The 19772-nt window shown below is 69.6% G+C and carries 21 protein-coding genes; 10 read left to right on the plus strand and 11 right to left on the minus strand.

What is annotated here, in order from left to right; genetic code table 11:
• Position 1 precedes the first annotated feature (1 nt).
• From BrevBR_RS01165 to BrevBR_RS01175, 3 genes are all read left to right on the plus strand, one after another.
• On the plus strand, positions 2 to 580 hold the full coding sequence (locus tag BrevBR_RS01165) for an RNA polymerase sigma factor (protein ID WP_339999649.1): 579 nt from the start codon (positions 2 to 4) through the stop codon (positions 578 to 580).
• A gap of 174 nt (positions 581 to 754) precedes the next feature.
• Positions 755 to 1075, plus strand: coding sequence for a hypothetical protein (locus BrevBR_RS01170; protein ID WP_339999650.1), 321 nt, complete (start codon positions 755 to 757; stop codon positions 1073 to 1075).
• A 26-nt stretch (positions 1076 to 1101) separates the two neighbouring features.
• Complete coding sequence (locus tag BrevBR_RS01175; RefSeq protein ID WP_292067818.1) at positions 1102 to 1509, plus strand: copper resistance CopC family protein; 408 nt, start codon at positions 1102 to 1104, stop codon at positions 1507 to 1509.
• A gap of 354 nt (positions 1510 to 1863) precedes the next feature.
• Here BrevBR_RS01175 and BrevBR_RS01180 read toward each other — a convergent pair whose 3' ends face one another.
• The 5 genes from BrevBR_RS01180 to BrevBR_RS01200 all read right to left on the minus strand — a co-directional run bounded on the left by BrevBR_RS01180 (position 1864) and on the right by BrevBR_RS01200 (position 9244).
• A complete protein-coding gene (locus BrevBR_RS01180) occupies positions 1864 to 3417 on the minus strand; it encodes a copper resistance protein B (protein WP_292067820.1) in 1554 nt (517 codons plus the stop codon).
• The gene (locus BrevBR_RS01185) at positions 3414 to 5279 is read right to left on the minus strand and encodes a copper resistance system multicopper oxidase (RefSeq protein WP_292067821.1); all 1866 of its coding nucleotides are present in this window, start codon (positions 5277 to 5279) and stop codon (positions 3414 to 3416) included. Before BrevBR_RS01185 ends, BrevBR_RS01180 begins: the two co-directional genes overlap by 4 nt.
• Positions 5280 to 5414: 135 nt before the next feature.
• On the minus strand, positions 5415 to 5885 hold the full coding sequence (locus BrevBR_RS01190) for a DUF305 domain-containing protein (RefSeq protein ID WP_339999651.1): 471 nt from the start codon (positions 5883 to 5885) through the stop codon (positions 5415 to 5417).
• A gap of 55 nt (positions 5886 to 5940) precedes the next feature.
• Positions 5941 to 6621 (minus strand): DUF305 domain-containing protein, encoded by a 681-nt coding sequence (locus tag BrevBR_RS01195; RefSeq protein WP_292067825.1) that lies wholly within the window; start codon positions 6619 to 6621, stop codon positions 5941 to 5943.
• Positions 6622 to 6889: 268 nt separating this feature from the next.
• Positions 6890 to 9244 carry a heavy metal translocating P-type ATPase gene (locus BrevBR_RS01200; protein WP_339999652.1) on the minus strand — a complete coding sequence of 785 codons (2355 nt, stop codon included), beginning with the start codon at positions 9242 to 9244 and terminating at the stop codon, positions 6890 to 6892.
• Between the two features lie 101 nt (positions 9245 to 9345).
• Between BrevBR_RS01200 and BrevBR_RS01205 the strand changes: the two genes are divergently transcribed.
• Positions 9346 to 9621, plus strand: coding sequence for a metal-sensitive transcriptional regulator (locus tag BrevBR_RS01205; protein WP_339999653.1), 276 nt, complete (start codon positions 9346 to 9348; stop codon positions 9619 to 9621).
• Here BrevBR_RS01205 and BrevBR_RS01210 read toward each other — a convergent pair.
• Positions 9618 to 9785, minus strand: coding sequence for a hypothetical protein (locus BrevBR_RS01210; protein ID WP_339999654.1), 168 nt, complete (start codon positions 9783 to 9785; stop codon positions 9618 to 9620). The genes BrevBR_RS01205 and BrevBR_RS01210 overlap by 4 nt on opposite strands.
• A 61-nt stretch (positions 9786 to 9846) precedes the next feature.
• Here BrevBR_RS01210 and BrevBR_RS01215 point away from each other — a divergent pair, with 61 nt between their 5' ends.
• From BrevBR_RS01215 to BrevBR_RS01225, 3 genes are all read left to right on the plus strand, one after another.
• Positions 9847 to 10971, plus strand: a complete 1125-nt coding sequence (locus BrevBR_RS01215; protein ID WP_339999655.1) for an acyltransferase family protein — start codon at positions 9847 to 9849, stop codon at positions 10969 to 10971.
• A 189-nt stretch (positions 10972 to 11160) separates the two neighbouring features.
• Positions 11161 to 13293, plus strand: a complete 2133-nt coding sequence (locus BrevBR_RS01220; protein ID WP_339999656.1) for a TonB-dependent receptor — start codon at positions 11161 to 11163, stop codon at positions 13291 to 13293.
• Positions 13294 to 13300: 7 nt separating this feature from the next.
• A complete protein-coding gene (locus BrevBR_RS01225) occupies positions 13301 to 14335 on the plus strand; it encodes a PepSY-associated TM helix domain-containing protein (protein ID WP_339999657.1) in 1035 nt (344 codons plus the stop codon).
• Between the two features lie 67 nt (positions 14336 to 14402).
• Here BrevBR_RS01225 and BrevBR_RS01230 read toward each other — a convergent pair whose 3' ends face one another.
• Positions 14403 to 14678 carry a DUF7662 domain-containing protein gene (locus tag BrevBR_RS01230; protein WP_339999658.1) on the minus strand — a complete coding sequence of 92 codons (276 nt, stop codon included), beginning with the start codon at positions 14676 to 14678 and terminating at the stop codon, positions 14403 to 14405.
• Between the two features lie 443 nt (positions 14679 to 15121).
• Between BrevBR_RS01230 and BrevBR_RS01235 the strand changes: the two genes are divergently transcribed.
• On the plus strand, positions 15122 to 15301 hold the full coding sequence (locus BrevBR_RS01235; RefSeq protein ID WP_339999659.1) for a hypothetical protein: 180 nt from the start codon (positions 15122 to 15124) through the stop codon (positions 15299 to 15301).
• Between the two features lie 508 nt (positions 15302 to 15809).
• Here the strand turns inward: BrevBR_RS01235 and BrevBR_RS01240 are convergent.
• The 4 genes from BrevBR_RS01240 to BrevBR_RS01255 all read right to left on the minus strand — a co-directional run bounded on the left by BrevBR_RS01240 (position 15810) and on the right by BrevBR_RS01255 (position 18769).
• Entirely contained in the window at positions 15810 to 17153 is a 1344-nt protein-coding gene (locus BrevBR_RS01240) for a type II toxin-antitoxin system HipA family toxin (RefSeq protein WP_339999660.1), read from the minus strand.
• Positions 17153 to 17398, minus strand: a complete 246-nt coding sequence (locus BrevBR_RS01245; protein WP_339999661.1) for a helix-turn-helix domain-containing protein — start codon at positions 17396 to 17398, stop codon at positions 17153 to 17155. Before BrevBR_RS01245 ends, BrevBR_RS01240 begins: the two co-directional genes overlap by 1 nt.
• 152 nt (positions 17399 to 17550) lie before the next feature.
• On the minus strand, positions 17551 to 18144 hold the full coding sequence (locus BrevBR_RS01250; protein WP_339999662.1) for a DUF6088 family protein: 594 nt from the start codon (positions 18142 to 18144) through the stop codon (positions 17551 to 17553).
• Positions 18145 to 18226: 82 nt separating this feature from the next.
• On the minus strand, positions 18227 to 18769 hold the full coding sequence (locus BrevBR_RS01255; protein ID WP_339999663.1) for a hypothetical protein: 543 nt from the start codon (positions 18767 to 18769) through the stop codon (positions 18227 to 18229).
• A gap of 303 nt (positions 18770 to 19072) precedes the next feature.
• Between BrevBR_RS01255 and BrevBR_RS01260 the strand changes: the two genes are divergently transcribed.
• Both BrevBR_RS01260 and BrevBR_RS01265 read left to right on the plus strand, forming a co-directional pair.
• The gene (locus tag BrevBR_RS01260) at positions 19073 to 19273 is read left to right on the plus strand and encodes a hypothetical protein (protein WP_339999664.1); all 201 of its coding nucleotides are present in this window, start codon (positions 19073 to 19075) and stop codon (positions 19271 to 19273) included.
• A gap of 71 nt (positions 19274 to 19344) precedes the next feature.
• Positions 19345 to 19584: an ammonium transporter family protein gene (locus tag BrevBR_RS01265; protein WP_339999665.1), complete on the plus strand. Its 240-nt coding sequence runs from the start codon at positions 19345 to 19347 to the stop codon at positions 19582 to 19584.
• Positions 19585 to 19772: the final 188 nt, after the last annotated feature.

Raw genomic sequence — 19772 nt, forward strand, 5'->3', positions numbered from 1 at the left:
GGTGGACAGCCCCAACGACCTGTCAGCCCGCGCCGCCGGCGGCGACCGCGCGGCCTTCGCCGAGCTGATGCGGCAGACCAAGACGCCCCTGTTCCGCTTCGTCCGGCGTTATGTCGGCGATGAACAGGACGCCTGGGATCTGCTGCAGGACACCTATGCGGCGGCCTGGATCAACATCCGCCGCTACGATCCGGTTCGACCCTTCGAGGCCTGGATCAGGACCATCGCGCTCAACAAATGCCGGGACTGGAGCCGTCGCCGCTTCGTTCGGCGGCTCATCCGGGGCGGCGTCGACCTGTCGTCGCCGGAAGCCATGTCCGTGCCGGACGGGGCCGAGGCGGTGGATGACCGGATGGAGGCCGGCGCCCGGCTCGCGCGGTTGAACGCGGCCATGAGCCGTCTGCCGCCGCACCTCAAGGCTCCGCTTCTGCTGACGGCGATCGAGGGGCGCAGTCAGGCGGAAACGGCCGGGATGCTCGGAGTCTCGATCAAGACCGTGGAGACCCGCGTGGCCCGGGCGCGTCGCAAGCTGTCCGAGGCGCTGGATGACACGACCGCCGTCCGGGCCGTTCCGGAGTGAACGGTTCGGGGGGCCTGCGGAACTGTCATCCCCCCGCCCCAGCTCGCGCCACAGCCGGACCCATCGATCGACATCCGGCGGCGAGGGCTGCAGCGCGCGCGCGCGTAATCTAGTATGAAGGCGTCGCTGGCCATCGACCCGAGCGTCGCCCTTTCCTTTCAGGAGCTTGTCACCATGAAATACCTGATCCTCGCCGCCGCCGCTGTCGCCCTCGGCGCCTGTCAGCCGGCCGCAGAGCCTCAACCTGTCGACGCCCAGACGGCGCCGGACGCCCCCGCGGCGGCCCCGATGGAGGCCGCGCCGGTCGTCGCGCCCGAGCCGACCCCGCAGCCGCAGGCCGCCGCGCCCGCGCCGGCTACGGCCCCCCGGGCCACGGCGCCCCGACCGACCCGACCCGCGCCGGCGCCCACGCCCGCCCCGCCGCCGCCCGCCGATCCCATGGCCGGCCATGACATGTCGAAGATGGACGGCATGACCATGCCGCCCAAGCAATAGTGCGCGTAAGCATCAGGAGTATTTCCATGAACCGTTCAATCCTCGTCGGCCTCGCCGCTCTGGCGGCGCTGGCCCCCGTCTCGCTCGCCCAGGCCCAGAGTCACTCACACGCGGGAATGTCAGCGCAGGATCACGCCGCCAGGCAGGCGCCGGCCAGCGGCGTCGTCACGACGCCGGCGGACAACGCCATGCTCGCCGCCGCCCCGACCACCTTCTCGGCGACCTTTCCGCACGCGATGGTCCTGACGTCGCTCAGGCTGACGGGTCCAGGAGAGCAGTCCGTCGATGTGGCTGTATCCGCCGACGCGCCGCCGGCCACCACGGTCAGCGCGCCCCTCCCCGCCCTGGCCCCCGGGTCCTACTCCGCCGCCTGGACCGCCAAGGGCGCCGACGGCCACCAGATGAACGGTGTCGTCCGTTTCATGGTTCACTGAGGAGACGGCCTCCCGCCTCCTGAGGGGCCGAAACCGACGTGAGGAACGCCGCGCAGCTTGCTGCGCGGCGTTTTTCGTCGTCGTCGTCTGTCTCCTGGGTCGGCCGCCGACGGTTCCCATCCGCCTTGAGCACGGTCGGTTTCCCGTGCTGATCGGCGCGATCAATCGTCTGCGAGATGGCCCTGCAGTCTGGGCAGTGGGGGTCGCCGAGCTCGCCAAGGGTTCGGTCCGCGGGGTCGGCCTCGCCTGACGGTGTCCGGCGCCGCCAGGCGAGGCCGAGTCGTACCGCGAAGGCGCCCCACGCCCTGGAGCGCGGCAAACGGCGGAGACCCGCGCCGCCGCCGCTGCCCGTCGCTAGAACCAGGCTCGAATGCCGACGACCAGCCGGGTGTCTTCCGAGCTTCGTCCGTCGGCTTCCAGGAAGTCCGCCGTATTGCCGAAGCTCTTGGTCCACTCCACGCCGACATAGGGCGCGAACTCCTTGCGGAACTCGTACCGCAGCCGGGCCCCGATCTGGAGCGACGACAGGCCGGACCCGATCCGGAGTTCCGGGATGTCCTCCGCCGACAACACCACCTCGGCCCGGGGCTGGACGATCCAGCGATTGGTGATGCGCTGATCGTATTCGGCCTCCGCCCTCGCCGTGAGTTCGCCCTTGTTGGACAGGAAGGCCGCCGCATCGACCTCGAACCAGTAGGGAGCCAGACCTTGTATCCCGACGACCAGGTCGGTCCGATCGCCTTCGGGTCGGTAGGTCTGCCGCAGGCCGGTCTGAAAGTCGAAGAAGGGTCGGAAGGCCCGGCTGTAGAGGGCCTGGATCTCGGCCTCCTCGACCTCGCCGTCGAAGTCACCTTCACCTTCCGACTTCCACCAGAAGCGATTGATGTCGCCGCCGGTCCAGCCCTGGGCGTCCCAGGCATAGCCTTCTTCGTCGTCGCCGAAGGCCGCTTCCAGCTGGTCGATGACGACGGCCGTCGTGCGGGCGTCTCCGTGCTCGATCCGCAGCTGGGCGCGGGCCGCCGCCATTTCGGCAGGGTCGAACAGCAGGTCGGCGGCGTGGGTCGGCCCGCTTGTCGCGGCCGACGGCGCCGGGGTTTCCGGCGGACGTCCCGGATTGTCCGCGCTGGTCGGAACGTCGGGCGGCATGGCCATTCCGGACATGTCGTGGCCCGCTGGCGTCTGGCCCATGGTCGACATGTCGTGAGCGGCCGGCATCGCCGGGGTCGGCGTCTGACCCATCGTCGACATATCGTGGCCTGCCGGCATCGCCGGAGCAGGCTGGGTCTGGCCCATGGTCGACATGTCATGGCCGGCATGCGGGGACGCGGCGGCCGGAGCAGGCTGCGTCTGCGGCATCGCGGACATGTCGTGCCCCGCCGGCATGGCCGGCGCGGGCCGGGTCTGGCCCATCGTCGACATGTCATGGCCGGCATGGGGGGACGCGGCGGCCGGAGCGGGCTGCGTCTGGGGCATCGTGGACATGTCATGTCCCGCCGGCATCGCGGGCGCGGGCCGGGTTTGGCCCATCGTCGACATGTCGTGCCCCGCCGGCATCGCCGGAGCGGGCTGGGTCTGGCCCATGGTCGACATGTCATGGCCGGCATGAGTGGACGCAGCGGCCGGAGGAGGCCGGGTCTGACCCATGGTCGACATGTCGTGCCCCGCCGGCATCGCCGGAGCCGGCAGACGGACGGGCACCGCGCCCGTCGGGCACGTCGGCGCTCCGACCGTACCTATCCGGGATGCATCGGCGGTGGGGGAGCCGCGCGCGACGCAACCCTCCGGAAGCGCCTGGCGAACGGGCGCGGGCATCGCGTGCCCGGCGTGGCTCTGCGCCAGCGCCGGCGTCCCCGCCGTCGCGGAAGCCGCTGCGAGGATCAGGGGAAGGATCGCGACCGACGTCTTCACGATGCGGCTCCTTCCATCGGACGGACCGTGACCACGTTGAACATCCCGGCATGCATGTGCAGCAACAGGTGACAGTGGAAGGCCCAGTCGCCGGGGTTGTCGGCGGTCAGATCGAAGCTGACCTTGCCGCCCGGCGGGACGTTGACCGTATGCTTCAGGGGCTGGTGCCCGGCCGGGCCGCCGGTGACCAGTTCGAAGAAATGGCCGTGAAGATGGATCGGGTGCGCCATCATGGAATCGTTGACCAGGGTCACGCGCACCCGCTCGTCCCGCTCGAACCGGATCGGTTCGACCAGCTCGCTGAATTTGCGGCCGTCGAAGCCCCACATGAACCGCTCCATGTTGCCGGTCAGGTGAATCTCCATCGTCCGGGACGGGGCGCGCTGATCCTTGTTGGGCGCGAGCGACACCAGGTCGGTGTAGACGAGGACGCGATGCGGCACGTCCTGCAGCCCGATCGGCCGCTCGCCCATGCGATTGGCCGGCGCCATGGCGACGGCGTCGACCCCCACCCCCACCGCCATGTCGGGCGGCGCATTCTCGGGATCGCGCATGTTCATCCCGGCCATCGACCCGTGGTCCATTCCGGACATCGTCCCGGCGGGGGCCTGTGGGGCCATGGCGCCGTGATCCATGCCCGCCATGGCTGCGCCGGGCGCGCCCGTCATTGCCCCGTGATCCATTCCGGCCATGGCTCCGCCCGATTGGGCTCCCATGGCTCCGTGGTCCATTCCGCCCATGCCGCCCATGTCCCCCATGCCCATGTCCCTCATGGTCAGGTTGGGAACCTCGCGCAGCGGCGGAACCTCGGCGGTCATGCCCATGCGCGGCGCCAGGGTCGCCCGTCCCATGCCGGAGCGGTCGATGGCTTCGGAGACGATGGTGTAGGCGCGGTCCTCGGTCGGCCGCACGATGACGTCATAGGTTTCAGCGGCCGCGATCTGGAACTCGTCGGTCTCGACCGGGCGCACGTTCTCGCCGTCGGCCTGGACCACCGTCATGGGCAGGCCCGGAATCCGCACGTTGAAGATCGACATGGCCGAGGCGTTGATGATGCGCAGCCGCACCCGCTCGCCGGGCCGGAACAGGCCGGTCCAGTTCTCCCGCGGGCCGTGGCCGTTGATCAGATAGGTGTAGGTCGAGCCGTTGACGTCGAGGATGTCGCGCGGATCCATGCGCATCTCGCCCCACATCCGGCGCTCTTCAAGGCTCATCCTGTCGCTGCCGTCCAGCAGGCCGGCCAGGGTGGTGCGCTGGCGGTTGAAATAGCCGGGGCTCTTCTTGAGCTTCTCGAAGATTTCGTGGGGGTGCATGAAGCTCCAGTCCGACAGGACCAGCACATGCTCGCGGTCGTAGGCGACCGGGTCGACCCCGGCCGGATCGATGACGATCGGCCCGTAGTGGCCCAGCGCCTCCTGCAAGCCCGAGTGGCTGTGATACCAGAAGGTGCCCGACTGCCGGACCGGGAATTCATAGACGAAGGTTTCGCGCGGGCGAATGCCGGGGAAGCTGATGCCCGGGACGCCGTCCATCTGGAACGGCAGCAGGATGCCGTGCCAGTGGATCGAGGTGTCCTCGTCGAGCTGGTTCGTCACCGCCAGACGGACGTTCTGGCCTTCGCGAAGGCGAAGCACCGGGGCCGGGAGCACGCCGTTGATCGTCGTCGCCGTCGCGGTGCGTCCGTTCACGGTGAACGGCGTCTGACCGACCGTCAGGTCGATGTTCGGGCCGGACAGGGTCGGCAGGTCGGCCCGCAGGCCCGGAGATCCCGTCTGGGCCCAGGCGGGCATCAGGCCCTGCAGGGCCGCAAGACCGCCTCCGGCGACGGCGCCGCGCAGCAGCACTCGACGATCCAGCTTCATGGGATACTCCTGAAAGTCATCAACGCGCCTCCTGAGGCGCGATCTATAGGGATTTACGCAAGCGGCGCGGCCGGCCCTCGCGACACGCTGCCGCAGAGCCGAACGCGCCGGCGGCCCTTGCGGCCGCCCGCCGGATTACCGCCGCGCCAGAAGAGCCTTCATCTGGGCGATCTCCCGCTCCTGGGAGCTGACGATCTCCTCGCACAGACCGAGCACCTCCGGATCCGTCAGCGACGCCTGCTGACACATCAGGATGGCCCCGGAGTGATGCGGGATCATCGAGCGCAGGAATTCCGTGTCGCCCACCGCAGCCTGGGTCCGCATGCCCCAGAAACTGACCGCGAACACCAGGGCGGCGCCGCCGCCGATCAGAAGATTGGTCCGCTTCGACGGATACATCGACCGCATGAAGATCAGCATGAGGATCGCCATCGGCGAGACCATCATCAGGGTCATGTAGACGTTGTTGAGATTGAAGTAGAAGTGATCGAGGGACGCGATCATGGTGTACATCACCAGGTACATGATGATGAAATCCAGGGTGAGCTCGATCGCGAACGACCGGTAGCTCCCCTTCATGGGGTGCATGGGCTTCATGTTTTCCATCGGTCAGCCTTCCTCCACTCGCACAATCCGCACCGCGCCTGATCGGCGGCGCGCATCAGCCGGCGCTGGCGGGATGGGATTGCAGCCAGGCGCGCAGCTCGCCGATGTCGGCCGTCTGCATCTCGATTGTCTTTTGCGCCATGCGCCGGATGCCGGCGTCCTGGCTTTCGCGCAGCGCCACCTGGGACATGTCGAGCGCGCCCTGGTGGTGCGCGATCATCTTGCTGGCCCACATCCGGTCCGTGTTCGCCCCGGTCGCCGACATCATGGCGTCCTTCATCTTCGCTTCGGCCGGCGCGAACGGCGGTTCTCCGCCCCCGCCCGGAGCGGCCGCGCCGGCGGCGGCTCCGACCCGCGTCTCGAGCCAGCGCCGGAGTTCGGCGATGTCCGTGGTCTGCATCTCGACGGTCTTCTGGGCCATCCGGCGAATGTCGGCGTCCTGGGTGTCGCGCAGGACGATCTGGGACATGTCGAGCGCGCCCTGGTGATGGGGGATCATCTTGCGGGCCCAGGTCTCGCCGGCGTCGGCTCCCGTCGCCGCCATCATGGCCTCATGCATCTTGTCCTCCGCTGCGGAGAACGGCGTCTGAGCCATCGCCATGGGTTCCGAGGCCGGCGCCGAGGCGTCGGCCTCCGGCGTCGCCGGCCGCTCGGCCGCGGGGCTGCAGGCCGCCAGGACGAGTACGGAACAGCCGGCCGCAAGGAGGGACAGGCGCGTGACAGTCGGGGTGAACATCGTGGATCTCCGCTTGGGCCGGCGCCGGCGGATCGCCAGGCGGCCAGACAATGGGGTACGACCGGCGACGCTGCGTCCGGGCGAGTGTGCTCGCCCCGACGCCTGTCCACGCCGGACATTGCGCCGGCTTAACCCAGACCCGCCGCCACGGTTCCGCCTTGTTTAAATATACCGGGACGCCGCCGGATCCGGCGAGGGATCGGTTGCCGGGATGCGTAAAGGCGACGGTCTTGCCTCTCCACGACCGTCGGTCCCGGCGCCCGCCCCGTCAAAGCCGGACCGCCCGGAGCCGCAGCGCGTTGGCGATGACGCTGACCGAGGACAGGGCCATCGCCAGGGCCGCCAGGGCCGGCGACAACAGCAGGCCGAAGATCGGATACAGCAGCCCCGCGGCGACCGGAATGCCCAGGGCGTTGTACCCGAAGGCGAAGACGAGATTCTGGCGAATGTTGCTCATCACGGCCTTCGACAGCTTGCGCGCCCGCACGATGCCCTGGAGATCGCCCCCCAGCAGGGTGACGCCGGCGCTCTCGATCGCCACGTCGGAGCCGGCGCCCATGGCCACGCCGACATCGGCGGCAGCCAGGGCCGGGGCGTCGTTGACCCCGTCGCCGGCCATGGCCACGATCCGCCCCTCGGCCCGCAGCCGCTCGACGACCGCCGCCTTGTCCTGCGGCAGGACCTCGGCCTGGACGTCGTCTATGCCAAGCCGGCGCGCCACCGCCTCGGCCGTGGTCCGGTTGTCGCCCGTCATCATCACCAGGCGCAGGCCTGCCGACTTCAGGTCGCGGATGGCCTGGGCGGTGGTCGCCTTGACCGGGTCCGCAATGCCCAGGACGCCGGCCGCAGCCCCGTCCACGGCCACGAAGATGGCGGTGGCGCCGTCCTGGCGAAGCGTCTCGGCCTCCGCCTCCATGCCTGCGATATCGACGCCGATCTCCTTGAGGTAGCGGCCGTTGCCGAGCGCCACGCGGCGGCCGTCGATCACCCCGGTGACGCCGCGCCCGACCGGGCTGTCGAACTCCGACGCCTCCGACAGCACCAGATCCCGGTCGCTCGCGGCGCGGACGACGGCGTCGGCCAGCGGGTGCTCGCTGCTCCGCTCCAGGCTGGCGGAAAGCCGTAAAAGCTCGACCTCGTCGAAACCGGCGGCGGGCCGGATCGCCGTGACCGACGGACGCCCCTCGGTCAGGGTGCCAGTCTTGTCGAGCACCAGGGTGTCGACCTTTTCGAAACGCTCCAGCGCCTCGGCGTTCTTGATCAGCACCCCGGCGTGGGCGCCGCGCCCCACCCCGACCATGATGGAGATGGGTGTGGCCAGGCCCAGCGCGCAGGGACAGGCGATGATCAGCACCGACACCGCGGCGACAAGCGCGTAGGACAGCCGCGGTTCGGGACCGATCAGGCCCCAGACGACGGCGGCGAGAACCGCGATGCCGATCACGGCCGGCACGAACCAGCCGGACACCTTGTCGGCGAGCCGCTGGATCGGCGCGCGGCTGCGCTGGGCCTGGGCCACCATCTGGACGATCTGCGCCAGAAGGGTGTCGGCGCCCACCTTGTCGGCCCGCATCACGAACGAGCCGGTCTTGTTGAGCGATCCGGCGACGACCTTGTCGCCGACGTCCTTGGTCACCGGCATGGATTCACCCGTGACGAGGGACTCGTCGATGGTCACCCGACCGTCCAGAATCTCGCCGTCGACCGCCACCTTCTCGCCGGGGCGGACGCGCAGCCGGTCTCCGACGGCGACCAGGTCGAGCGTGACGTCCTCGTCGCCGCCGTCGTCACGAACCCGCCGCGCGGTCTTCGGCGCCAGATCCAGCAGCGCCCGGATGGCGCCAGACGTCTGTTCGCGCGCGCGCAGCTCCAGGATCTGGCCCACCAGAACCAGGACGGTGATGATGGCCGCCGCCTCGAAATAGACCGGCGCGCTGCCGTCCATCCGCCGCACCGCAGTCGGAAACAGCCCCGGCGCGAGAACTGCGACCACGCTGTAGACCCAGGCCGCGCCGACGCCGATGGCGATCAGGGTGAACATGTTGAGGCTGCGGTTGCGGAGGGAAGCCCAGCCCCGCTGGAAGAAGGGCCAGCCGGCCCACAGCACCACGGGCGTCGCCAGGGCGAACTGGATCCAGTTGGAGGTCTGGCCCGGAATCCGCATGGCCAGTCCGGTCAGATGGCCGCCCATTTCGAGCGCGAAGACCGGCAGGGTCAGGACCGCGCCGACCCAGAGGCGGCGGGTGAAGTCGATCAGCTCGTGATTGACCGGCGCTTCAGCGGTCACCGTCTCCGGTTCCAGCGCCATGCCGCAGATCGGGCAGGAGCCCGGGCCTTCCTGTCGCACCTCCGGATGCATCGGGCAGGTGTAGATCGCGCCCGGGACGACAGGCGCCGGTTCCGGGGCCTCGCCGAGATAGCGGTCCGGATCGGCGATGAATTTGGTCCGGCAGCCCGCCGAACAGAAGAAATAGTCCTGGCCGTCGTGGGCGTGCCGATGCGCCGCGGTCGCCGGGTCGACGGTCATGCCGCAGACCGGATCGACCGTCTTCGCGCCGCTGTCCGCCGGTTTGGCCGAACAGCAGCTGTGACCGGCCGGATGCGAATGGGAGGGCGTGGACATGGCGGGCTCCTTGAAACAGCTGGACGCCAAATATACCCTATGGGGGTATCGCGCAAGGCGCTGTCCTGGGGTAGGGTCGAACGGTCAGAACGAGGAATTGGATGCAGACGGAAACCAAACCCAAGGTGTTGAACCGCCTGAACCGGATCGAGGGCCAGGTGCGCGGCATCGCCCGGATGGTCGAGGAGGACCGCTACTGCGTGGAGGTCCTCACCCAGCTCCAGGCCGTGCGCGCTGCCCTGCTGCGCGTCGAGAGCGAGGTGCTGAAAGACCACCTCGACCATTGCGTCATGGGGGCGATGACCGGCGACGATCTCGCCGACCGCAAGGCCAAGGCCACAGAACTGATCGATCTTCTCGGGCGCGCGACGCGCTAGCGGGCGGGCCGCACGGAGCCCGCGCCGGCGGTCGAGCCGGACGGACGAAGCCGGGAGCGGGCCACGGCCCCGCGGATCGGGACGTGGGCCACGGCCAGCTGGTCCGCGCGCCGGCCCGGCGCAGCGGACCGGTCGTCCGTGTCCCGGATGAGGGCTACGCGCATCGGGTGCGTAATCCAATTAGGCGGCCGGTCCTGTCCCGCCTGCCTTGGGGGGCCATCGCTCATGACGTCCGTGCCGCCGACCCGCGACGGCTACCCCGCCGATCTGAGGGCCCTGACCAGCCTACGGGCCTTTCTGGCGGCGGGGGTGGTGCTGTTCCACTACCAGCTCCAGTGGGACCCGGCCCTGGGCTTCAGTCCGATCATCGAGCGAAGCCGGCTGGCGGTGGACGCCTTCTTCATGCTGTCGGGGTTCATTCTGGCCCACGTCTACGGCCCGGCCTTCGCCGCCGGGACCTTCAGCTACAGGCGCTTCATCGCGGCCCGCCTGGCGCGGCTCTACCCCCTCCATGTGACGGTGCTGGCGGGGGTGCTGACCATGGTCCTGGGCGCGACCGCGGCCGGGGTCCGGTTCGACGCCGACAGCTATCCGCCGCTCGCCTTCTTCCAGACCCTGTTCCTCGTCCAGGCCTGGTTTCCGACGAACGCCGACCTCAACTGGAGCGGGCCGAGCTGGTCGCTCTCGGCGGAGTGGTTCGCCTATCTGCTGTTCCCCGCCTATGCTTGGCTGGCCCTGCGGTTCCGGGGCCGTCCCTGGGTCCTGCTGGGGATCGGTGCGGCGGCGTTCGTCGCGATCGACGCCCTCTACGGCCAGGCGTTCGGCAAGGTCCTGCCGCGGGCCGAGGATTCACTCGGCATCCTGCGGATCGCTCCGGAGTTCCTGATCGGCATGGCGCTTTACGCCCTGGGTCACCGCTGGCGCTGGAGCCGGCCCGTCGCCGCCGCCGCCGCCCTGTTCGCCACCGTCCTCCTGCTCGGCGCCATGCAGCTGGCGCTGGATGATCGCATCATCGTCGCCCTCTGCGCACCCGTGATCCTGACTTGGTCCCTGCTCGCGCGCGCGGACTGCGAGGGGCCGCTCGCCGCCCCGGCCCTGGTCTTCGCCGGCGAGGCGTCCTTCGCCCTCTATCTCGTGCATATGGCCGTCATCGTGGCCTTCAAGGGCGTCGTCGCTGAGCTCCGCGGCGTCGACAGCGCCTTCCGCATCACGCCGGTCGAACTGGCGGGATTGTTCGTCGCCACGGCGCTGATCGCGGCCGCCTTGCATGTGTTCGTCGAGAAACCCGGCCGAACCTGGATCCGACGCCGGTTCGAAGGCCGGCGGGCCGGGCCCGCCGCGCCGCCCTGACCCCGCCACGCGAGTCGTTCCTGCGGCCATGGCGTCCGTCGATCCCGACCGGCGGGCGCCGCGCTGGCCCCTACAGCGACTGAAATCGCCCGCGCGTTACCGACTCATTTGAGAATGATAGTGAGATTGACTCGCAAGAAAGCCTGTGGTCAGACCGCCGCTGTCATTCGCCTGCGTTTGAAGTGCTTCATGTCCCCTCGCCTCCTCGCCACCGCCGCCCTTCTGCCGCTGCTGCTGGCAGCCCTTCCCGCCAAAGCCCAGGAAGCCGCGACCCGCGACGCCACGACCCTGGACGAGGTCGTCGTCACCGCCTCGCGGATCGAGACCCCGCGTTCGGCCATCGCCGCCACGGTGGAGGTCCTCGACGCCGAGGCCATCGTCCAGCAGACCGCGCTCGCCGCCTCGGCCGTGGAAACAGTCTCCGCCCTGGTGCCGTCCTTCTCGCCGACGCGGCAGAAGCTGTCGGGCTTCGGCGAGACCCTGCGCGGCCGTTCGCCGCTGTATCTGGTGGACGGGGTGCCGCAGTCGACGCCGCTGCGCGACGACAGTCGCGACGGCTACACCATCGATCCCTTCTTCATCGACCGGGTCGAGGTCATCTTCGGCTCCAACGCCATCCAGGGCATCGGCGCTACGGGCGGAGTGGTCAACTATGTCACCGCCCGCAAGCCGTCCGAGGGCGAAGGCCTGACCGGGCGGATGATGGCCCAGGTCACCACCGACGACGAACTCCAGGGCGACGGCGTCGGCGCCAAGATCGCCGCCATCGGCGGGCGTGATTTCGGCGTCTTCGACCTCAGCCTCGGCGCGGCGTTCGAGACGCGCGGCGCCTATTACGACGCCGACGGCAGCCGCATCGGCTTCGACGGCGCCCAGGGCGAGGTGCAGGATTCGCAGGCCCTGTCCTTCTTCGCCCGCGCCGGCTGGGACCTCGGCGACGACCGCCGGCTGGAGGGCTGGGTCAACCGTTTCGATCTGGAAGGCGACGGCGACTATGTCACCGTGACGGGCAACCGGACGACGGGCGTCCCGACCACGGCTGTGCGGGGACAGGCGCCGGGCGAACAGCCTTCCAACTCGGTGACTTCAGCCGCCATCAGCTATACCGACCGCGAACTGTTCGGCGGCGTGTTGCGAGCCCAGATCTTCGCTCACGACTATCAGGGCGTCTTCGGCGGCGGCAATTTCCCTGACTTCCAGGACCCCCGGATCGCCCCGTCCGGGACGCTGTTCGACCAGTCCGCCAACAACTCCGAAAAGCTGGGCTTCAAGGTCGATTGGCAGGGCGAAATTGCCGGTCTGGCAGGGCTGAAGACCTTGATCGGCGTCGACGGACTGCGCGACCAGACTCATCAGGAACTGGTCCTCACCGGACGCAACTGGGTGCCCGAGACCGCATACGAGAGCCTGTCGCCCTTCCTGCAGCTGAACCAGTCGCTGCTGGCCGACCGGCTCAGCCTGTCCGCCGGGGTGCGCCATGAATCGGCGAAGCTGAAGGTCGATGACTTCACCACCCTGTACGCCTACGGCCCGCAGGCGGTGGCGGGCGGCGAGCCGGGTTTCGAGGAGACGCTGTTCAACGTCGGCGCCGCGTTCGAGGTCGCGCCCGGCCTGCTGGTCTATGGCTCGTTCGCGCAAGGCTTCACCATGCCGGACGTCGGACGCGTGCTGCGCGGCATCAACCGTCCCAACCAGGACGTCGACACCTTCCTGAACGTCGAGCCGGTGGTGTCGGACAACACCGAGGTCGGGATCGAGTATCGCGGCGCCCGGGTCGAGTTGTCCGCCGCCGTGTTCCGGTCCGAGGCGGAGCGCGGCTCGCTGCTGAACCGCCTGCCCTCGGGCATCTTCGAGGTGCAACGCCGGGCCACGCGCATCGACGGCCTGGAGCTGAAGGGGCTGTGGCGGGCCACGGACGCCTTCACCGTCGGCGGCAGCTACGCGGCGCTTGAGGGCCGCACCGCCAGCGCAGAAGACGGTCCCATCGACCGCGACCTGAACGGCGCCAATATCTCGCCCGACCGGCTGCTGCTGTGGGGCGAATATGAAAGCGGTCCCGTCGCCCTGCGCCTTCAGGCCCAAACCTTCCTCGAGCGCGACTTCGACGGCGAGCCCGCCGCCAACGGCTTCGAAGGCTATGCGGTGCTGGACGCCGTGGCCCGCTACGAGGCCGGCTTCGGCACGGTGTCGCTGGGCGTTCAGAACCTGCTGGACGAGCAGTACATCTCCTATTTCTCGGACACCCAGGGACCGGCCGACAACCTGCGCTATTTCGCCGGGCGCGGGCGCGCGGCGACCCTGACGCTGACGCGGAGCTTCTGAGCCGGTGATGGCCGCGATTCGCACGCTGCACGCCTGGGCCGGGACCGCGCTGGCGGTTCTGGCCGTGCTGTTCGGCCTGACCGGAACGCTGCTGGTGTTCGAGAACGACTGGATCCGCGCCACCGTCCCCGCCGCACGCGCCGAGGTCGACCTTGACCCCGCCCGTCTGGGCGCGGCGCTGGACCGGCTGGAGGCGGCCGAGCCGACCCTGACCTCTGTGGTTCTGCCGGGCGGAGCCGTCGGCGCGCACCGGCTCTATCTGGCCGACGGGGGCTTCGGCTACGCCGACGCCGACGGCGCCGTGGTCGATCGCTGGCGGGGCGCGGCCCGGGCCGAGACCTGGATCTTCGACCTGCACCACGAACTGCTGGCCGGCCACACCGGCAAGCTGGTCGCCGGCGGCGCGGGCCTGGCCCTGGTGCTGATGATCCTGACCGGCCTGATCGTCTGGGTTCCGGCCTGGCGCGCCACCGGCTGGCGGATCTGGCCCCGCTCCAGCGCCCGGCGCGAGCTGATCGGCAGCCACCGCAACCTCGGCCTGATCTTCGCCGTTCCGCTGGCCGTCTTCAGCCTGACCGGGGCGGCCATCGTCTTTCACGGCACGACCCAGGCCCTGCTGGGCGGCGCGCCCACCCCGCCGGCCCCGGTCGTCGGGACGGGCGACGTCGACTGGACCCGCGCGCTGACAGCGGCGCAGGCCCGCTTCCCCGAAGCGACGCTCCGCATGGCCAGCCGTCCCGCCGCGCCGGGCAAACCCGCCACGATCCGCCTGCGCCAGCCCGGCGAATGGCACCCCAACGGCCGCACCACGGTGACCATCGATCCCGCCGCCAGCCAGGTGGTCGCGACCTCGGACGCCAACGCCCTGCCGGCCGGCGCCCGGGCCTACAACGCCTTCTATCCGCTGCACGCCAGTTCGGTCGGCGGCTGGCTCTACGACGCGGTGACGGCGCTCAGCGGCCTGGCCATGGCCGGATTGGGCGTGGTCGGAGCCTGGGCCTTCCTGGCCAGGACGCGACGTCGATCCCCGCGGATCCAATAGCCCGTCCAAGGCTGATGGGGTCGCCTCCTCGCGCCCGGATGTGAGATCGCCACGACGGCCGCCCGGCTCAGCCGCTCGTGTCCCGGTCGCGCCCGGCGACGGCCGCGCGAACGAAGCGCACGGTTTCGGCGCGGATGTGGGGCTCGGCGACGAATCCCGCGTCCGCGAAGGCGCGGTGTTGCGGCATCGCGGGCCCGCGTGGCTCCTGTCTCCACCATGTTTCGGCCATCGACGCCTTGGGAAGAATGCCGCTGACGATCCGCTCAATGTCGCGAAAGCTCAGGGTCACTTCGGTCTGCTTCTGACGCCGAAGAAGAGCGGCGAGAGGGGCGTATTTGGTCATCGGCGTCTCTCCCTCGTACAGATTCCCTGGCGAGAATCTCAGAAGAAATTCTTCCGGTGATCATGCAAGCCGTGCCGGGCGGAATAGTTGCCGGGTCGAGTCCTCTGGCCGTCATATGGAACTTCGGAATGGCTGACGCGTCCCGCGTGTCGCGGGGCCGGGGTTGACGAGAGCGTTTGCCGCACAGGACGCCCCTGCTTCGCCTCTCGCCGCCGCCGAGTGGCTCGTTTTGTCGCTCATGTCCACTTGACCCCCGCATGGCTGCCGCCGCAACGAAACCGGCTGACGGAGGCATGGTTGCCCTTGGTCAACGGGGGCGCTGATCCTTCGGCGGGCCCGCGGACGAATGGCGCAGTCAACCGCCGCACTGCGATGACGTGCTTTTGAGTTGCGCCACCCTTCGTCACAGCGCCTTTTCTTCATGCTCTGACGCGAGGACTTCCATGATCGAGGAAGCGGAAATCGAAGGGAATACCGCCGAGCGTCGCCGAGCCGAGATCGCCCGTATCGCCAGAGAACTGGCCGGCTACGGCTTCTATGTGGTGGGCGCGCTGTTGCCGGATGAGGTCTGCGGGCAGCCCAACCGCGCCAGACCGCCCGAGAAGACGCACCGCCCCGCCTGACAACGATGTCACGCCCGTGAGGCCGCGCCGCCCTGCGACGCCAGACGCGCCGCGGCGCTTTATGCGCCCTTCGCTGCGTTCGCCTGATCCGACTTTGATGACCCTCGGTCCGCAGGGTGTCTGCATTCGGGCAGGCCGGCGGGGCGGCCGAACTTGGTTGTGGCCCCGCTCACCGGCCTCACCAGCGCCAGCGAGACCCCATTCGTCTCCGTGCGTCACTCGATCACCACCCGAAGGGGCCTGTGGCTTAATCCGCGGCTCGACGCCGCCACCTCCGTCCCGGACTTCGACCTGCGCGATCTTCGCGGCGACCGCCTCTCTCCAGCGCGAACCGGCGCGCGGACGCCATCGGCGGCGCTAGCAGGGCGCCGTCTGCAAGGGGCTCTTCAGAACGGCTGATCCGGGCCGGCTGGATTGGCGCAGGCGGTCGCCGGAAGCGCGAACCAAGGCGAGGACCGCGGCGCATAGGGATGAGAGCTTCATCGACTGAAGCCAAGGTCGCGCCCTGTCAGTCGCCGTCGCCCTCGTCCGCGACGCGGCTCAGTTCCCCCTCCAGCACACCCAGGCGGGCGCTGACCCCCCCGAAGATCGAGTTCGCCAGATCCTTGGGGAACCACCGCGGCAGGCTGGCCCTCGTCACGCGGATTGCCTCGGGGGCGTCGGCGACGAGCTGGGCGCACAGCCCGCGAACGGTCCCTTCGTCCAGCCCGGCCCGGGCCCCGGTCTGATAGAAGTGCCGGGGCAGGATGCTCTCGACCGGGTAGTGCCGGCGATCGCCCACCGCCATAGCCATGCGGTAGCGGTTGCGGGTGAGTTGGCGGGAGTCGACGACGGGCTGCACGGAAAGAACGTCATAGAGGGGCGTCAGGCGGAAGCCGCCGCCCGGGTAAAGAAAGACGCTGAAGTTCTTGGCGTGCCCGTCGGTCGCGCCGAGCAGCCAGAAGGCGATCACCGCCTTCATGAAGGCCTGCCGATCGAGGGTGACCTCGTCGCTCGCCCCGAGCAGATCCAGACAGTCGGCGATCCCGGGCCCGCCGTCGTTCTCGTACTTCCTCGCCCAGGGCACGGAGAGGGCCTGGCAGAAATCCTCCTGGGGCTGACGCAACAGGCGTCCGTCCCGGGCGTAAACGCGGTCAAACCTCTCGACGACGAGGACCCGCTTCCGGCCGAAGGTGTGGATCTCGACGTTGGCGGTGTCGAAGCCGAGCGCGCGCAGGAAGGTCAGGCAAAGATATTCATTCTCGACGCTGTTGGAAAAATCGACGGCGCCGCCCGACGCCTTGCCGATCTGCGGTTTGAAGATGTGGGTGGTCGGCGTGGTTCCGGCGGGCTTCAGCCACTGGCCGTCGTGCCGAAGGAAGGCGGTCTTGTCCTGAACGCCGGCCAGCGAGATCCGGAAGTGTTCGCTGTCGTCGAGCCCCAGGGGATGGGTGGTCAGGTCGTCCAGTATCTTCGCGATGGTCCGGTCGCTGACCGGCTCGCCCTCGATCTCGCCCGGCCGGGGCGGGTCGCTGTCTTCGGGGAGGAATTGCAGCGCCCCCACGCAGTCGCGACCGATGGCGGCGAGCAGGCTGTAGGCGTCGATCCCGTCGGCGCCGACGCGTGCGGCGAGCCGACCGCGGATCGTCTCATTGTCGGGAAGGAGGTTGTCGAACACGGCGACGACGGGGGCGCCGATATAGCGGTCCTCGCGAAGCGGCAGCGATAGCGACACCGGGATCGCGTGTTCCCAGGCCAGCCAGGACGGATCGTACTGAAAGTCGATGGCTCCGCTGGTCTCGCGGCGAAGACGGCCGACGAGCCGGCCATTGAGATAGACCAAGAGAGGCGCGGCGCGCCGTCTGCGGGCCATCAGAACAGATCCCCCATATCTGGCGCCCGATCCCGGCTTCTGCGCCGCACGACGATCTCCAGTTCGAGCGCGCTCAAGGCGGCGAACAGGGTTTCGAGCGTGCCGGAGCCGCTTTCCAGATTCGATATGGTCGCCTGACGTTTGTTCGCCCTAGTCGCCAGATCACCCTGGGTCAGATTCGCCAGTTTCCGGAACCGGCGAATGGCGGCGGCGAGCTGCTTTTCACTGCGGACGATCGGCTCCATGTGAAACTCCTTCTCCCGCCATATACGTAAATCCGCATCATATGTCAATATACGGCTATGCGTATAACCAAAAACAATACGATAATGCGTATAAGATTGTTCCACACGGAAGACCGTATGGTCGGTTTGTTCGATCTCTGGTGGAGAGGTCGTCAGACTTGCGCCGCTTGGCTGACCGCGCGCGCCAGCCAGGTCGGCAGACGCGGCCCAATGGACACGAGCTCGCCGAATGCCGAGGGCCCGAGCTTTCGCTTCAGGGTTTCGAGCGCCATTCCCGCCTTGTCCGGCCCGAGCCAGGCCAGGGCCCGAGCCGCCTCCCCGGCCGGACGATCGGCCAGGAGCAGCTGCCATGCGGGCGCGTGCTGGAACTCCACCGTCTGTTTGCCGACGCTGAAGGTGCGGCTTCTCCCATTGGTCAGATAGACCATGCGGATCGGCGCCTGGGTGGTCAGACCCAGGGCGTTGGCCGCCGCCGCGCCGTTGGAAGCGACGACCTCGCCGCGCTGTTCGCTCACCGCGCGCACCACGGTCTCGACCGAGGGCGTGCGGGAGCCGAAACGGCTTTCCAGCGAGCACATGTAGACTCCCCGACCGGCGCGTATGAGCCGCCCCCGGCGAACCAGCCGCGACAGCGCCTGGTCCACCGCCGCGCGGGTGCCCAGATGCAGCAGCGACTTGGCGGCGATCGGCGCGCCTTCCGCCAACGTCGAGGCGCGCTCCATGATCTGATCGGCGAGACCTTGCATGACGACCTCCGTGTCAGAAGTATTGGAAAGTTTCTGACACTTCGCAAACGCGACGATGACCGGCGTCTATGAAAGCAAACGCCTAGCGCTCCCGGGCCCGACCGGGGTCGCGCTGGGCCTCGCCCCTTTGTCGCACCGCCTGATCCCGTGTCATCGGCGCCGGCCGCTCCCGCACGAACCGCTCCACCACAGCGGCAAGGGCGCGATCCCCGGCCCGCTCCGACCGGGACAGACGCAGGGCCTCGACCACCAGGACGCGCCGGACGGCCAACTCGCGCGTCCGGATCGCCTCCAGCCACGGCGCTTCACCTCCGCCGGGGGCGAGCGCCGCCCGCCAGGCGACGGCGAGCACCTCGGGTAGAGGCTCCTGCCCCGCTGCAAACCGCTCCCGCATCTTGCGCACCGGGAGGCGTTCGGCCTGCGGGTGACCCCGCGGGTCCGGCGCGGCGTCGCCTCGGCCTCGCTGGACCGGTCGCGGAGCGCGCGCGAACCCTTCTCGCCAGGCCTGCAGATCCGCCTTGCGCGGATTCAGCCGCTCGCCGTCCCGCCCGAGCCTTCGCACCGTCAGATGGACATGAGGGTGCCGGCCTTCGTCATGCAGGGCGAAGACATGGGTTGCAGGCACGCGAACTGCGCGCCTGAAACCCTGCCCGTCGGCGAGACCAGGGTAGCAAGGGCCAGGGCGGACCGGCCGGAGGGGGCTCGCCCGACCTGCACAAGACCGACCCTGCTGCGGCTCATGAAAGCCTTCGCCGGCGCGGAAGGTCGGGGAGACCGGCCGGTCCGGCGGCGGAGCCGCTTCACCCTGGCCCGCGCGATGGCGGAGCCCTTAGAAACCGGCGGCGTTCCGGCGTGCGCCTGTGGACGATGACGACGAGCGCGCAAGGACCGGCTTGATCTCGCATCAGGTTCCGCTTTTGTTCTCTTCATGCCCTACCGCAAGACCGTCACCATCGAATGGCAGGACGCCGGCCCCCGCCGCTCCTATTTCGTGCGCCCCGGCAGCCGGTCCCGTCCGTGGATCTGGTTCCGGGACGGCGACGTGCCGTCCTTCGGGGAACCCTCCGCCCGCTATGTGGTGGAGAAGCGCGCCGGGCGATGGGTGGCCATCGAACGGGCGGACCACTAGCCGCAGGGCCGCCCATTGACGGCGGGCGCCGCCGAGCCGATCAAGGCGGCTCGGTTTCAAGGAGACCCGCGATGACCCTCAAGATCGCCGCCGCTGCGGCCGCCTTCCTCGCCCTCAGCGCCGGCGCGGCGCTCGCGGCCGACGCCTGCGCCTGCTGCAAGGACATGGCCCCCGGCGCCGCCATGGACTGCTGCGACGAAATGAACGCCCCCGCCCCGGGCCCGGACGCCGCGCCCGCCCCGGCTCCGGCTCCGGCCCCCGCTCCGCAAACGCCGCAGGGCGACGGACATGCGGGTCACACGCCCGGCTGAGCCGAGGCGTCATCTTCCCACCCCGACCGGGTCGATCTCCCTCTACGCCGCGGCGCGGCCGTAAGCGGCCGTCGGGGGCGCCGCGACGCCCTCGACGGCGAGGTCCGCCAAGCCCGCCATGACGGCGGGCCCGGACCTCGGGCGGCCTCGGCGCGCGACGGAGGGCGCAATTTGCCGGGCGCTGGGCC

It is taken from the genome of Brevundimonas sp. BR2-1, from assembly GCF_037626195.1.
GTDB lineage: Bacteria > Pseudomonadota > Alphaproteobacteria > Caulobacterales > Caulobacteraceae > Brevundimonas.